This is a genomic window from Tropicimonas aquimaris, assembly GCF_042676185.1.
GTDB lineage: Bacteria > Pseudomonadota > Alphaproteobacteria > Rhodobacterales > Rhodobacteraceae > Tropicimonas > Tropicimonas aquimaris.
Genome location: NZ_JBHTJT010000056.1, coordinates 1 through 14,053, shown reverse-complemented (window position 1 = coordinate 14,053; position 14,053 = coordinate 1). Strand labels below are relative to the sequence as shown.

The 14,053-nt window shown below is 64.7% G+C and carries 11 protein-coding genes and 1 tRNA gene; 7 read left to right on the top strand and 5 right to left on the bottom strand.

Annotated elements, in window-relative coordinates:
* Window positions 1-3 precede the first annotated feature (3 nt).
* Window positions 4-465 (top strand): GatB/YqeY domain-containing protein, encoded by a 462-nt coding sequence (locus ACFQ2S_RS22790; RefSeq protein WP_386078470.1) that lies wholly within the window; start codon window positions 4-6, stop codon window positions 463-465.
* A gap of 30 nt (window positions 466-495) precedes the next feature.
* Here the strand turns inward: ACFQ2S_RS22790 and ACFQ2S_RS22785 are convergent, their stop codons facing one another.
* Together ACFQ2S_RS22785 and ACFQ2S_RS22780 are read right to left on the bottom strand one after the other, a co-directional pair.
* Entirely contained in the window at window positions 496-1,413 is a 918-nt protein-coding gene (locus tag ACFQ2S_RS22785) for a hypothetical protein (protein WP_386078468.1), read from the bottom strand.
* Between the two features lies 1 nt (window position 1,414).
* Window positions 1,415-1,918, bottom strand: a complete 504-nt coding sequence (locus ACFQ2S_RS22780) for a DUF2244 domain-containing protein (RefSeq protein ID WP_386078465.1) — start codon at window positions 1,916-1,918, stop codon at window positions 1,415-1,417.
* A 137-nt stretch (window positions 1,919-2,055) separates the two neighbouring features.
* Here ACFQ2S_RS22780 and ACFQ2S_RS22775 point away from each other — a divergent pair, with 137 nt between their 5' ends.
* The 3 genes from ACFQ2S_RS22775 to ACFQ2S_RS22765 are packed head-to-tail and all read left to right on the top strand — an operon-like array spanning window position 2,056 to window position 7,069.
* Window positions 2,056-2,721, top strand: coding sequence for a VOC family protein (locus tag ACFQ2S_RS22775; RefSeq protein WP_386078463.1), 666 nt, complete (start codon window positions 2,056-2,058; stop codon window positions 2,719-2,721).
* Window positions 2,718-3,971: an efflux RND transporter periplasmic adaptor subunit gene (locus ACFQ2S_RS22770; RefSeq protein ID WP_386078460.1), complete on the top strand. Its 1,254-nt coding sequence runs from the start codon at window positions 2,718-2,720 to the stop codon at window positions 3,969-3,971. The genes ACFQ2S_RS22775 and ACFQ2S_RS22770 overlap by 4 nt, the downstream gene beginning before the upstream one ends.
* Entirely contained in the window at window positions 3,971-7,069 is a 3,099-nt protein-coding gene (locus ACFQ2S_RS22765) for an efflux RND transporter permease subunit (protein WP_386078458.1), read from the top strand. Before ACFQ2S_RS22770 ends, ACFQ2S_RS22765 begins: the two co-directional genes overlap by 1 nt.
* A gap of 243 nt (window positions 7,070-7,312) precedes the next feature.
* On the opposite strand, the gene ctaD is transcribed toward ACFQ2S_RS22765, so the two are convergent.
* Window positions 7,313-8,986 carry a cytochrome c oxidase subunit I gene (ctaD, locus tag ACFQ2S_RS22760; protein WP_386078456.1) on the bottom strand — a complete coding sequence of 558 codons (1,674 nt, stop codon included), beginning with the start codon at window positions 8,984-8,986 and terminating at the stop codon, window positions 7,313-7,315.
* 417 nt (window positions 8,987-9,403) lie between these two features.
* Here ctaD and ACFQ2S_RS22755 point away from each other — a divergent pair, with 417 nt between their 5' ends.
* Entirely contained in the window at window positions 9,404-10,039 is a 636-nt protein-coding gene (locus tag ACFQ2S_RS22755) for a sulfotransferase family protein (protein WP_386078453.1), read from the top strand.
* Here ACFQ2S_RS22755 and lipB read toward each other — a convergent pair.
* Window positions 10,036-10,749 (bottom strand): lipoyl(octanoyl) transferase LipB, encoded by a 714-nt coding sequence (lipB, locus tag ACFQ2S_RS22750; protein ID WP_386078450.1) that lies wholly within the window; start codon window positions 10,747-10,749, stop codon window positions 10,036-10,038. The genes ACFQ2S_RS22755 and lipB overlap by 4 nt on opposite strands.
* 102 nt (window positions 10,750-10,851) lie before the next feature.
* Here lipB and ACFQ2S_RS22745 point away from each other — a divergent pair, with 102 nt between their 5' ends.
* Both ACFQ2S_RS22745 and ACFQ2S_RS22740 read left to right on the top strand, forming a co-directional pair.
* Window positions 10,852-12,216, top strand: a complete 1,365-nt coding sequence (locus ACFQ2S_RS22745; protein ID WP_386078447.1) for a peptidoglycan-binding domain-containing protein — start codon at window positions 10,852-10,854, stop codon at window positions 12,214-12,216.
* A 149-nt stretch (window positions 12,217-12,365) separates the two neighbouring features.
* Window positions 12,366-12,452, top strand: a tRNA-Leu gene (locus ACFQ2S_RS22740).
* Between the two features lie 324 nt (window positions 12,453-12,776).
* On the opposite strand, the gene ACFQ2S_RS22735 is transcribed toward ACFQ2S_RS22740, so the two are convergent.
* Window positions 12,777-13,511, bottom strand: coding sequence for a hypothetical protein (locus ACFQ2S_RS22735; protein ID WP_386078446.1), 735 nt, complete (start codon window positions 13,509-13,511; stop codon window positions 12,777-12,779).
* Between the last annotated feature and the right edge of the window lie 542 nt (window positions 13,512-14,053).

The following is a 14,053-nucleotide window of genomic DNA, read 5'->3' as shown; positions in this document are numbered from 1 at the left end:
TCGATGACGCAGCTGAGAGAACGTGTGAACGCGGGTCTTAAGGATGCCATGCGCAACAAGCAGGCAGACCGCCTTTCGACTCTGCGGCTCATCAATGCCGCGATCAAGGACCGGGACATTGCGACCCGCGGGGAGGGTTCGACAGAAGGCGCGACCGATGCGGACGTGCTGCAGATTCTCGGCAAGATGGTGAAGCAGCGCCAGGAAAGCGCCCGCGCCTACGAGGAAGGCGGCCGGCTGGAGTTGGCCGAGAAGGAACTTGCGGAGATCGAGATCCTCGAGGAGTTCCTGCCGCGGCAGTTGAGCGACGAAGAGGTCGAGAAGGCGATCGACGCGGCCATCGCCGAGACCGGCGCGCAGGGGATCCGCGATATGGGCAAGGTGATGGGAACGCTCAAATCCCGTTACAACGGCCAGATGGACTTCGGCACCGTCGGGCCCGCGGTGAAGAACCGCCTGGGCTGATCGCTTGTCTCGCATCCCGGGACCGGTGACTCAGGCCATCGGGAAATCGGCCTCGATCCGTGCCAGCGCGGCGTCGTCGGTCACCTTGAAGCGGGTCACGTAGCGGGTCTTGAAGCCCACGCGGCCGCGGCGGACGCCGAAATTCTCGCCGTGGTTGACGACATACATCGCCGCTTCCTGCCGAAGCGGGGCCAGTCTCCGGCCTGCCAGCGCGGCGAGATAGGGAAACATGCGGTGCTCGTGCGCTGTGGCCGCGGCGAGGAACTCCGCGTCGCGATGCGGCTCGACGCTCAGGTCGAAACGGAAGGCCGCGCAGCTGCCGCACATCTTCCAGAATGGCTTGCGTCCGGGATGCAGCAGGCTCTGCGGCGCGCAGAGGCCAACCTCCCGGCTCCTTGCATCGAAAATCAGCCCACGCGTCACGAGGTACCCATTGGGCTCCCGCCGCGAGACCATCTCGGCGACTGCGCGAAGGTTCAGCAAGTCGTCGGCATCGAAGCTCATCGCGTAGCCGGTGCTGATCCCAAGCTCGGGCAGATGGCGGCACAGGATGTCGAGCTTGGACCACTTGTCGTTGCCCTCGACCACGCGGGTAAATGGCAGGAAGCGGACCTGGCCGTCGAAATCGATGCTCTCCGGACGGTCCTGCCCGCAGATCACGGCCATCCACCGATCCGATGTCTGCCCACGGAAGCTGGCCACGGTATCGGCGAGCCGCGCCTCCACCTCTTGCCAGTTGCCGACATGGTGGCGCCCGACGAGGGGAAGGAGGAATACGACCGTGGGCCGCTCGATCGGGCCGGGGCGGCCGTTGACGCGCCGTTCCAGTGCCTCCTGCTCGGAGGGTTGAAGAACACAATGGTCATAGGTCCAGCGTGGCCCAAGGGTGGAGGCCGCCAGCCGCCGCAGCAGCCGCCGCGTTTTGGGTGTCGCCGGAACCTGCGCCATGTCACGCCCCCCTTGCGGGCAGGTATCGCGACAGATCGTGGTAGAGGTCAACGCGCTCTTCGTCGCTGAGGAAGGCGCCGATCTCTACCTCGCGCCCGGCACCGCGCAGCGTGACGTAGTTCGGCACCGGGCCGCCCGTCGCATGCAGAACGACCTCGACCCAGTGCGGGTTGGCCTCCCAGTCCTGCGTCGCCCGGTGGCGCGCATGGCGTTCCAGCCTTGCCCGGTCTTTCCAGATCCGCAGCTCCTCCAGCACGTCGCCGTCGCGATAGCTGCGCTGGATCGCCCAGTAGAGCAGCCAGAGCGTACCCATCAGGAACGGCAGCAGGCCCCAGAGCACCGGTGATCCGATCGCAGGGTAGAGCGGCAAGAGCAACAGAACGAAAGTTCCGCCGATAAAGCCTGCAAACCCGCGCTTGGGCAGCGAGCGGTGCGGCCAGAGGTGAACCTCGTGCAGCGGCGACGTCGCATCGCCGGGGTCCGGGGTGATCCATTCGTAAGGCAAGTCAGGCTTCCAAGATCCGGTCGGCCGATCTTATCGAGTGGCGGAAGCGGCCGGAAGCCTCGGACGAAAGTTTTGCCAGTGACGCCGGGCACAACCGGGTCCATGCTGGCCCGCAATTGGCGCGTTGGGAGAGCGGGATGAAGCAGCACATGACGATGGTCGGCCTGGGCGTGCGGGACCTCGATGCCGCGCGCGCCTTTTATAACGGTGTGCTGGACTGGACGCCGATGAGCGATCAGCGCGAGATCGTCTTTTACGATCTCGGCGGGGTCGTGCTTTCGCTCTATGGGCTCGAGGCGCTGGCGGAGGACGCCACGTTGCCCTTCGACGGTGTCTTGCCCGCCTATCGCGGCGTCACGCTGGCGCACAACACCAACAGCCGCGCCGAGGTCGATGCGATCTTTGAAAAGCTGCGGGCGGCCGGCGCCGACATATTGAAGGAGCCACAAGAGGTTTTCTGGGGGGCTATTCCGGCTACTTCCGGGATCCTGACGGGCACGCGTGGGAGGTGGCGCACAATCCGTTCTGGACGATCCGTCCGGACGGTGGCGTGGTTCAGGAAGCGCCACCGCAGGACTCCTGAGCACACCGACGCACAATGGCTGCGCGGCAGGCCGCTGTGCTGCCTTCCGAACCGGCTGATTTCGCAGCCCGGTGCGCGTGTTGGATCACGCATCCGCGAGACCGACCGAATATTCGATTCTCCACGACGGAAACGCGGTAGTGCTTCGTTGAACCTGGAAGCGAGGCGACAGGACGGCAGGATTTTCTGCCGGCGGATATCCACGGAGAACGGCGCGTGAAACGGATTCTTTCCCTTTTGCTGGGAGTAGCCATCGTGGCTGCGGCCTGGATCTACACCTTTGGCATGCCCGGAGAGACCGACGCCGAACGCGTTGCGGGCGCGGGCAGTCAGCAGGCTGCCGGCGCGCGGCCCGGTGGCGGCGGTCCGCGAGGCGGCGGCGGTCCGACCGTGGTGACTCTTGCGGATGTGGAGGTGTCGCCCTTCGTCGATACGTTCCGCTCCGTCGGCACCGCGAAGGCCAAGGCGAACGTCCGGGTCGAAAGCGAGGTTTCCGGCCAGGTGCGGCAGGTCCATTTCGGGGCGAACGAGGAGGTTGCGGCCGGTGATCCGCTGGTCTCGCTCGACGACCGAGTGGAGCAGATCGCCCTGCGCTCTGCGATGGCCAGTCTCTCCGAGGCGCGCTCCACACTGGAGCGCTACACCACGCTGCGCCAGTCCAACAGCGGTGTCGTCTCGGCCGTGGCCGAGACCGAGGCCAGCACGCAGGTGGAGATCGCGGAGGCCAACTTGGCCCGCGCAGAATATGACCTCGAGCAAAAGACGATTCGTGCCCCGATCTCCGGAATGCTCGGCCTCACCGATGTCGAGCCCGGCGCCTTTCTCGCCGCCGGCACGCCCATCGTGACCATCACCGACCAGTCGGTCCTGAGCATCGAGTTCGGCTTGCCGGACCGTGCGGCGGGGATCGTCGAGGTCGGCCAGACCGTGCGCCTGACCACCGGATCGCTTCCCGGCCGGGTGTTCCAGGGCGTGATCGAGGGCTTCGACCGGCAGATCGACAGCACCACCCGCACCGTCAAGGTGCGCGCGCGGGTCGAGAACCCGGACGGCTACATGCTGCCGGGGATGATCTTCAACGTGATCCTCGACACCCAGAACGAACCGCTGCCGAGCGTGTCGGCAAATGCCATCACCTGGGGCCGGGACGGGGCCTCCGTCTGGGTGGTCGAGAACGGCGTGGCGCGTTCGCAGAGCGTCGCCATTCGCCATCGGAGCGAGGACCGGGTCTGGCTCGACGCCGAGCTTGTGCCCGGACAGCAGATCGTGGTGGAGGGCGTCCAGAAGATGCGTGAAGGGGCCGAGGTCGGCACCGCCGCGGACATGGCAGCTCCGCGCCGCGAGGCGCCGGCGGGCAGCGCGGGCGAGGCCGAGGCAGGGGCGGCGTCCGCCGCTGAAAGCCCGCGACCGGCCAGGGTCGCCTCCGCCGAGGCCGCGCCGGGCGCCTCCGCCGAGGGGAGCGCCAACTGATGGCGCACCGTTTGATCCGTTCCGGGTTCGCCGATCTCTTCGTGTCGCGCCCCATCCTCGCCATCGTGCTCAACCTGCTGATCGCCATCGCCGGTCTCGCCGCCCTGACGAGCGTCGAGATTCGCGAAATGCCCGATGTCGACCAGCCGGTGGTGTCGGTCCGCATCAACTGGGACGGCGCCGCGCCGGAGACGGTCGATTCCGAGGTGACGTCGGTCGTAGAGGACGCCCTGGCGCAGCTCGACGGGTTGAAATCGATCTCCTCCTACTCCAGCTACGGCATTAGCCGGCTGACGCTGGAGCTCAATGAAGGCACCGATGTCGACACCGCCGCCAACGAGGCGCGCGAGATCATCAGCCAGACCGAACGCCAGCTCCCTGACGGCATCGACGATCCCACCATTGCCAAGAACGATTCGGATTCCGACCCGATCATCCGCCTCGCCCTGATCGGCGAAGCGCCGATGGCGGAGATGACCGAACTGGCCGAGGGGCTGGTGACCGACCGGCTGTCCTCGATCGACGGCATAGCCGAGATCGAGATCATGGGCGGGCAGGAGAACGAGTTCCGCGTCGAGGTCTTCCTGACAGCACTCGTGGGCCGCGGCCTCGAACTCGACGACATCGGCGAGGCGCTCGCCACGCTCCGGATCGATACGGCGTTGGGGGACCTCGATTCGGGCAGCCAGTCGGTGCTTCTGCGCAGCGCGAACCCCGAGATCACCGCCGAGACCATCGCCGATCTCCGGGTCAATGCGCATACCCGCGTGGGCGATGTCGCTCTGGTTCAGCTCACGGCCAAGGAACGCGAGATCTTCTCCCGGGTCGACGGGCAGAGCTCGGTCGGCATGTCGGTGGTGCGCCAGTCGCTCGGCAACACGCTTGCGATCTCGCAGGGCGTCCGTGCCGCCGTGGCCGAACTCGAATCCGATCTGCCGGACGACGTGCGGCTGATCGTGGTGTCGGACGACGGCGTCTTCATCGAGAAATCGATCGAGGAAGTGTCGATGACCATCGGCATGGCCGTGCTGATCGTCGTTGCGGTGATCTTTGCCTTCCTGCTGTCCTGGCGGGCGGTTCTGATCCCGGCGGTGACCATTCCGGTCTCGCTGCTCGGCTCGGTGGCGGCGATCTGGCTTGCGGGCTTCTCCATCAACACGATCACGCTCCTGGCGCTGGTGCTGGCCACCGGCATGGTGGTCGACGATGCTATCGTCGTGGTCGAAAACATCGTGCGCCGCCGCCACCAGGGCATGGGCGCGCGCGTTTCCGCCGCGACCGGCACCAACGAGGTGTTCTTTGCCGTGGTCTCCACCACGGCGACGCTGGCCGCGGTCTTCGTGCCGATCTCCTTCCTGCCGGGACAGGCGGGTGGCATATTTGCCGAGTTCGGCTTCGTGCTGGCCTTCTGCGTGATGCTGTCCTCGGTCGTGGCCCTGACGCTCGCCCCGATGCTGGCCTCGAAGCTGGACCCGGGCGGAGACGAGCACGTCACCGAGGCCGAGGAAGAGGCGCGCAGCCGCCGCGGGCTCTCTGGGCTCTACCTGCGGATCGTGGACGGCACGTTGGCCGCGCCGGCCATTGCGATCGGGGTCGCCATCGCCTTTGCGATCGTCGGCTGCGGGACCTTCACCAACCTCTCGTCGGCCCTCACACCGTCCGAGGACAGGGGCGCGTTCTTCATCGTCGGCTCGGCGCCGTCCGGGGCGAGCCTGAGCTTCACCGATGCACAGGTCAGCAAGATCGAAGAACTGATCGAGCCATACGTGGAGAGTGGCGAGATCGCCGCCGTGCAGTCGCTGATCGGCCGGGGCGGTTCCTCCGGGGCGGCGGTAATCGTGCGACTGGCGGATTGGGAAGCGCGCGACCGGACGGCCCAGGAACTGCTTGGCGAATTGAACCGCCAGCTGCGCAACGTGCCCGGTATCTCCGTCTTCGCGGTGTCGCCCAACAGCCTCGGGATCCGGGGCGCCGGGCGCGGGCTTCAGTTCGCGCTTCTGGGCAAGGATTACACCGCGCTGGCTGCGGAAGGCGACTCACTGATCGCGGCGATGGAGCAGGACCCGACCTTCGCCAACCCGCGGCTTTCCTACGACACGACCACACCGCTCCTGTCGGTGGATATCGACCGGGAGATGGCAACCCAGCTAGGCCTTTCGCCGGAAAGCATCGCCACCACGATCAACACCCTGACCCAGGGCGTCGTCGCGACGGAGGTCTTCGTCAATGGCGAGGAGACGGATGTGCGGATGGTGCCGGGCGGCAAGCCGATCCAGGACCCGTCCGACATCGAGAATGTCTGGTCGTTGAGCCGGGATGGCGTCTTCGTGCCGCTCTCCTCGGTGGTGACGCTGACCTCCTCCTCCACCGCCTCCCGGCTGTCGCGCGAGGAGCGCTCCCGCGCTGTGCCGGGAGAGGCCAACCTCGGCACCGACGTGAGCCTCGGCGAAGCCGCGGCGCGGGCCGAGGACCTGGCCGCGGAAATCCTGTCGGACGATGTCCGCCTGATATTCATGGGCGAGGCGGCGACGCTGGAAGAAAGCCAGTCGGGCACCGCGCTGGTGTTCGGCGTGGCGCTGCTGGTGGTCCTGCTGGTGCTGGCGGCGCAGTTCGAGAGCTTCGCTTCGGCGGTGGTGATCATGCTGACCGTGCCCTTCGGGCTCGGCGCGGCTGTGATGGCGATCTGGCTGACGGGCGGCACGCTCAACTACTACAGCCAGATCGGCCTGGTGATCCTGATCGGCATCATGGCCAAGAACGGCATCCTGATCGTCGAGTTCGCCAACCAGCTCCGGGAGCGCGGGCTCGACATTGACACGGCGATCCGCGACGCGGTGCGCTTGCGGGTGCGGCCGGTGATGATGACGGCGGTGTCCACCGTGGTCGGTGGCCTGCCGTTGGTGATGGCCTCCGGCGCGGGCGCGGAGGCGCGCGAGGCGGTTGGCTGGGTCATCGTCGGCGGGCTCGGATTTGCCACCGTCTTCACCCTGTTCCTCACGCCGGTCTTCTATCGCCTGCTCGCGCCACTCGGCGGCGAGCCGGGAGCGGCGGCCCAGCGGCTGGAACTGGAGAAAGGGCAGGCGGCGCAGGGCGCCTAGCGGCCTGCCACTGACGACGCGATCCCCCGAAAACGGGCCGGCCAACACAGCCGGCCCGTGTTTCTTTTGTCCGTTGCAGTGACGCGAGCGGCATTCCATGCCGCAGCTCTGGCCCGCTGCTCCCCGACGTCGATCGCTCGGGCTTCCAGCCAACCTTCAGACAAGAAAAAACCTGCCGCGCGGTGCGCGGCAGGTCGATGTCGTCCGGGTACCGATGCGGGCTTGGCCGCTCCGGAAGCGGGATCAGTGCGCGTGGCCCTTGTCCCAGTCGCTCTGCTTGGGGAGCGTCTCGAAGGTGTGCTCCGGCGGCGGAGACGGTAGGGTCCACTCCAGCGTGTCGGCCCACTCGTTCCACGGGTTCGCCCGCGTCTCCTTGGCGCCGGAACGCAGCGCCGAGAAGATGATGTAGAAGAACAGCAGGAAGGAGGCGAAGCCCAGCAGCGCGCCGATCGACGAAACGTAGTTCCAGGTGGCGAAGGCCTCCGGATAGTCGATGTAACGGCGCGGCATGCCCTGACGGCCCAGGAAGTGCTGCGGGAAGAAGGTCAGGTTCACGCTGATGAAGAACAGCCAGAAATGCACCTTGCCGAGCGTCTCGTTGTACTGCTTGCCCGTCATCTTCGAGAAGTAGAAGTAGACCCCCGCGAAGATGGTGAAGGCCGCGCCCATCGACATGGTGTAGTGGAAGTGCGCCACGACGTAGTAGGTGTCGTGATAGGCGCGGTCCACGCCGGCCTGGCTGAGCACGATGCCGGTCACGCCGCCGACGGTGAAGAGCAGCAGGAAGCCCATGGCGAAGAGCATCGGAGTCTTGAACTCCACCGAACCGCCCCACATCGTCGCGATCCAGCTGAAGATCTTGATGCCTGTCGGCACCGCGATCACCATCGTGGCGAGCATGAAGTAGCTCTGCTGGCTGAGCGACATGCCCACGGTGTACATGTGGTGCGCCCAGACGACGAAGCCGAGCACGCCGATCGCAACCATCGCGTAGACCATCGGCAGGTAGCCGAAGATCGCCTTGCGCGAGAAGGTGGCGATAACGTGGGATGCGATGCCGAAGCCGGGAACGATCACGATGTACACTTCCGGGTGGCCGAAGAACCACAGGATGTGCTGGTAGAGGATCGGATCGCCGCCGCCAGACGGATCGAAGAAGGTGGTGCCGAAATTGCGGTCGGTCAGCAGCATGGTGATGGCGCCGGCCAGAACGGGTAGCGACAGCAGGATCAGCCAGGCGGTGACGAAGATCGACCAGGCGAAGAGCGGCACCTTGTGCAGGGTCATGCCCGGGGCGCGCATGTTCAGGAAGGTCGTGATCATGTTGATCGCGCCGAGGATCGACGAGGCGCCGGAGACGTGGACGGCAAAAATCGCCAAGTCCATCGAGTAGCCGCCTTCATTGGTCGAGAGCGGCGGGTAGAGCACCCAGCCCACGCCCGAACCCAGCTGGCCGTTGCCGCCCGGGCTGAGCACCGAGGCCACTGCGAGGCAGCAGCCGGCAAAGTACATCCAGAAGCTGAGGTTGTTCAGCCGCGGGAACGCCATGTCCGGCGCGCCGATCTGCAGCGGCATGAAGTAGTTGCCGAACCCCCCGAAGAGCGCCGGAATCACCACGAAGAACATCATAAGGATGCCGTGGGCCGTGATCAGCACGTTCCAGATATGGCCGTTGGGTGTACAGCCATCAGTCGAGCTGGCGAAGAGCCGGAAGCCCTCCATGCACATGTGCTGCACGCCGGGCGTCATCAGTTCGATGCGCATCAGAACGGTGAAGAAGACCGCAATGAAGCCCATGGCGGCCGCGGTCACCAGGTAGAGAATCCCGATGTCCTTGTGGTTGGTGGACATGAACCAACGGGTAAAGAAGCCCCGATTGTCCTCATGGTCATGCCCGTGAATGGCTGCATCGGCCATGCATTCCCTCCGGATGAAGTGTGTCCTGTTTTTCGGGGGCAGCATCGTTGGATCGGCGCCCCCCGCGTCCGACGCTCACATTAGGGCGTAAGGGGACCGTCAGCAACAAGCAATGCGCTCACAACATGGCCTATATGCAGTTTGCGGAATGCAAATTGCCGCGGCGCGCCGGGACCTGCGCCACCCGGTCAGCCGGGTCGTGACGCGGTTCAAGTATGGGCGGCACAAGCCGGTCGCGGAATCGGGGCACCGAATCGCACCGCGTCAATCTCGTTCCATGCGGTCGAAGGACCGGGCGAACGAATCGTTGCCGTGGGGGAACTCGTGGCGCACGCTTCCTGGATTGGGTGCGGCGAGGGTCCGGTCCCGCGTCGCCACTATCTACAGTGATAGAATTTTTCTTGAGGAGACAGTGGCATGGAGCTTTCCGTTATTGGGTCGGGCTTTGGGCGAACCGGCACGAGGTCGCAGAAGGACGGGCTCGAACGTCTCGGCTTCGGTCCCTGTCACCACATGGCGGAAGTCTTTGCCAATCCCGAACAGGTCTCGCACAGGCAGGATCTGGCGGCAGGCCGCGACATGGATCTCGAAGCCGCATTCGAGGGGTATCGGGCACAGGTGGACTGGCCCGGCGCCGCGGTCTGGCGGGAGCTTCGCGCGCTCAACCCCGATGCGAAGGTGGTGCACAGCGTCCGCCCGGAGGAGAAATGGGTTGCCAGTTTTGCCGAGACCATCGGGCGAATGCTCGGTCTGTACAAGCAACTCGATATATCGGGTCATGGTCGCGATATGCTGGACGCCGCGCACGAGATCGTCGGTATGCGGATCTTCGGCGGTGACTACGCCAATCCGGACACCACGTTGAAAGCTTTCCGGCTCAACACAGAGCAGGTGCGCGACGAGGTCCCGGCAGATCAGCTTCTCGTTTTCGACGTTGCCGAGGGCTGGGAGCCGCTCTGTCGGTTTCTCGAGGTTCCGGTGCCGGATGAGCCGTTTCCCCATCGCAACCACATGGTCCAGTTCTGGGAAGGCTTCGGTGGCGTTCCGGACTAACTGCTGGTGCCTCTGCTCCGCGATCCTCGGTCCGAGACGCCTTGGTTCAGTTCAGGGAAAACGAGCTCGAAGGTGCTGCGCAGCGCGACGTCGAGGTCGTTCATCGTCACCGGCAGGCCGAGGTCGACAAGACTGGTGACGCCATGGCCGGAGATGCCGCAGGGCACGATTCCGTCGAAATGGCCGAGGTCCGGCTCCACGTTGATCGAGATCCCGTGAAAGCTCACCCATTTCCGGAGCCGGATGCCAATGGCGGCGATCTTGTCCTCCCGGGGTGTGCCGTCGGGCAGGGGGGCCTTCTCGGGCCGCGCGACCCAGACGCCAACGCGGCCGGGACGGATCTCGCCCTTCACGTTGAACGTGTCGAGGGTATCGATGACCCAGGTCTCGAGATGCTCGACAAAGGCGCGCACGTCCCGCCCGCGCCGGTTGAGATCGAGCATCACGTAGATGACCCGCTGTCCGGGCCCGTGATACGTATACTGGCCGCCTCGCTTGCTCTCGTAGACGGGAAATCGGCCTGGCTGCTTGAGGTCGGCCGGCCGGGCCGACGTGCCGGCGGTGTAGAGTGGCGGGTGCTCGAGCAGCCAGACCGCCTCGTCGGCGGTGCCGGCGGTTATTTCCGCCACGCGGCGCTCCATTTCGGCGACGGCCGTCTCGTAGGGGACGAGCCCGTCGGACGTGATCCACTCAACCATGCTGGCCCCCAAGCTTGACTCGAATCGGTGTCGGCCATGACCATTAGACAAACGTTATTGGGGCCGCCATGGCCCAATCCTCTTTTTCGACCGTGAATATATCAGGAGATTGACATGAAAGGACGCATCCTCGTCTCGACCTTGCTTGCAGGAACTCTCGCCATCGGCCCGGCCCACCGGGCGGCCGCGGATGCGGGGGACGCCATCGCCGGCGCGATCGTCGGCGGCATCATCGGCAACGCCATCGCCCGCGACCAGCAGCGCCGGACCACCACCGTCTACCGCCAGGCGGCGCCTTCCAAGAAGACCTACAGTTCCGGCATTTCCTCGGCGCAACGGGCCGAGAACCGTTCGGTTCAGCACGCGCTCAACTATTTCGCGTTCAATGCCGGTGGCGCCGACGGCGTGCTCGGGCGCAATTCTCGTGCGGCAATCTCCAGCTATCAGGCGCACATGGGCTACCCGGCGACGGGCCAGCTAACCCAGTACGAGAAGGACTTCCTGCTGACCTCGCACAACCGTGCGCTCGCCGGCGGGCCGACGACGAACCAGCTCATCGCGGCGAACCCGATGGGGCCCAAGGGGCTGCTGATCACCTATCGCGACCAATTGGCGGGCGGGGCCATGGCGGGCGTCGTGCCGCCGGCAACCACCACCGTCGTCGTGAACCCCGCCGTCGCGCAACCTGCTGCGCCGGCGCCAGTACCGGTTGCCGCGGAGCCCGCTGCGCCGGTGACGGAAGTGGCCGTGGACGAGGGGCCGAAGATGCCCAGCTTCCTCGGCGAAGCCAGCGAGGCCTCGCTCGCCTCGCATTGCAACGCGGTCAACCTGATGACCAACGCCAACGGCGGCTTTGCGACCCTCGCCTCCATGTCTGATCCCGCGGTTGCGCTGAACGAACAGTTCTGCCTCGCGCGGACCTATGCCATCGCCCAGAGCGAGCAATTGATCGGCAAGGTGCAGGGCGTCTCAGCGGCCGAGATCACCGCACAGTGCAAGCAGCTCGCGCCGCTTTTGAAGGACCAGGTTGCCGCGATGTCGGTGAACGACAAGGAGGCGGTCGTCCAGCAGGTCTCGCAATTCGTGCTCTCGACGGGAATGTCGCCGGCCCAGATGGTGCAGACGGCGAAGATCTGCCTCGGCGACGGCTACCGGGTCGATGACCTGAACGTCGCCCTGGGCTCGGCGCTGATTCTCGTCGTGCTGGGCGAGCCGGTCTATGGCGAGCTGCTCGGCCATCACCTCTCGCAGGGATTCGGCGCGTCGAAACGCCCGGACCTTTCGCTGGCCTGGTACCAGTCCAGCGCAGACGCGATCGCCCGCGGGACCACGCCGGTCTTTGCGCCGGGGCAGGAGGGCCGCAACGAGCTGATCCTCACGGCGGCGTCCGAACTCAATGGAACCGGTAGCGCGCCGCGGGCGATACAGCCGCAGGCGGCCTCCTCGACGGCGATGCCGAGCTTCCAGATCAGCCAGTGACCTTTGCAAACCAGGGTTGACGTGGGCGCCCGGAGCACTCCCCGGGCGCTCGTCCGCGCGATTTGCGACAGAAGCTTTACGAAAGCCGAAAAAACCCCTTTTCATCCCCGCGCGGCTTCGCTAGAAGCGCCGAGCCTACCTGATCACGTGCGGTCGTGGCGGAATTGGTAGACGCGCAGCGTTGAGGTCGCTGTGGGGTAACTCCCGTGGAAGTTCGAGTCTTCTCGACCGCACCATCAGGACGAAAATAATCCATATTTATCAATTTATTGACCCGTGGGGGCTGACTTCGGTCCCCCTCTTGGGCCCCTTTCGGCGTTACGGTACGCTTTTTTCTCATGCAAAGATCCCGCGAGCTTACCAACGACCGCGGGCGTTCGCTTTCGCAGCAAACTTTGCCTCTAAAGGGCCCCTAGGAACTTCAGTGAACCCAGTGTGGCGGGACGGCCGCATTGCGTGGCGAAAGTGTAGGGAGGCGCAGGCCTTTTCTGACCCTCCGCTGGCAGCAGGTCGTTGCTATCTGCCAGTAGCAGTCCGCGAGCCACGTATGGAAAACCTTGCTATTCGACGTTGCTGCCTTCACCGAAAAGGTCCTTCACGTCGGTCATAAGCCCCCCGATCCATCCAATGATCTTATTGGCATTCCCTGACCTATCAATGTCGGGCAGGCCAACAACGAACTCTGCTGCGGCGTCCCATGCCTTTCCGGGAGCTTCAATCATGCCTTTCCAGACATCCATTCCTGAGGGCAGGGTGTCCGCGTCTGGGATGAGGTCGGTGCAGCTAAATGTGTCTACAGCTCGCTGGCGTGCCGCCTCCGGATCATTTTCTGCATCAAGAGCTGCCTCGAGGCCAGCCATGTCTTGGGCCGTATCGCAAGCGTCCTTAATCTCGAGAGCGAGCACGCCAACAATTACGGCTGTTCCCAAGACCGGGATGGCCTCTCCGAAAACGGAAGAGGTACTACGCGCCGCACCTCTCACAACCCTGCGTTTAACTCGATCGGTCGTTGATTTGGTTATCGCCTTTGTTTTCTTACTAAATTCTTCTGCTTTCTCAGCAATCTTGTTCGCCCTTGCTAGCGATGCCGTGGCCGCAGCAGATTGTCGGGCCAGCACAGCTGATTGTCGCGCTAGGACAGCTGATTGCCGGGACATCACGGTACTGACGCCAACTGCGGAGAGGGCGCCGGATACCGCAGTGTAAACCCCGGTCATCGTGATCGTGGCTACGTTGAAGAGAAGGGACATCACCAGAAGCAACGCGAGTAGCGTTTTCACGGACACGCGCAACAAGGAGAAAGTCCTTCGAAGGGCAGTCCACGCCCACAGGAGCGGCGTCAGGAGCGTGCGCGTGGTGCATGGACCCGAGGAGCTTAGGTGGCGACTTCGCGTCTTGATGGCTGTGCCGAGGTTTGCAGGGCGGCCCTCAGTATTCTTTTGATCTTCGAGTTGCTGCCGACTTCGTCGCAACATGGCTATCAGTTCTTTTCGGGTTTTGTAGCGTATGTATCGAACACTGGATTATCTGTCCTAGCTGCAAACGACCAGGTAACTCGCCTACGTGATATGTACTTCGGTCCTGATTTCTCAGATGCCTAGGCTCTTAAGAAATCTAGGAATTGTGGCTTTTGTAGCGGCTCGGGGGGGGCTGAGAGCTGAGCAGTGCGCCGTGGTCGCCTAACGTGCGTAAAGGGTAAGGTGGAACAAAGCTCCTCACACTGGCCTGCCCCCATCGGGTGGTCCGGTTTCAGTCTTAGTGCATGATGGGGGGGGACTTCACCCCGTTTCTGGTCCGGTCGTCATGCGACCTTTCGGGTTGGTTGAAGTTGGGCTGC

Excerpts from the sequence above, each read along its gene's own strand:
- ACFQ2S_RS22790 (WP_386078470.1), top strand. The coding sequence starts at position 4 with ATGACGCAGCTGAGAGAACGTGTGAACGCGGGTCTTAAGGATGCCATG.
- ACFQ2S_RS22785 (WP_386078468.1), bottom strand. The coding sequence starts at position 1,413 with ATGGCGCAGGTTCCGGCGACACCCAAAACGCGGCGGCTGCTGCGGCGG.
- ACFQ2S_RS22775 (WP_386078463.1), top strand. The coding sequence starts at position 2,056 with ATGAAGCAGCACATGACGATGGTCGGCCTGGGCGTGCGGGACCTCGAT.
- ACFQ2S_RS22765 (WP_386078458.1), top strand. The coding sequence starts at position 3,971 with ATGGCGCACCGTTTGATCCGTTCCGGGTTCGCCGATCTCTTCGTGTCG.
- ctaD (WP_386078456.1), bottom strand. The coding sequence starts at position 8,986 with ATGGCCGATGCAGCCATTCACGGGCATGACCATGAGGACAATCGGGGC.
- ACFQ2S_RS22755 (WP_386078453.1), top strand. The coding sequence starts at position 9,404 with ATGGAGCTTTCCGTTATTGGGTCGGGCTTTGGGCGAACCGGCACGAGG.
- ACFQ2S_RS22745 (WP_386078447.1), top strand. The coding sequence starts at position 10,852 with ATGAAAGGACGCATCCTCGTCTCGACCTTGCTTGCAGGAACTCTCGCC.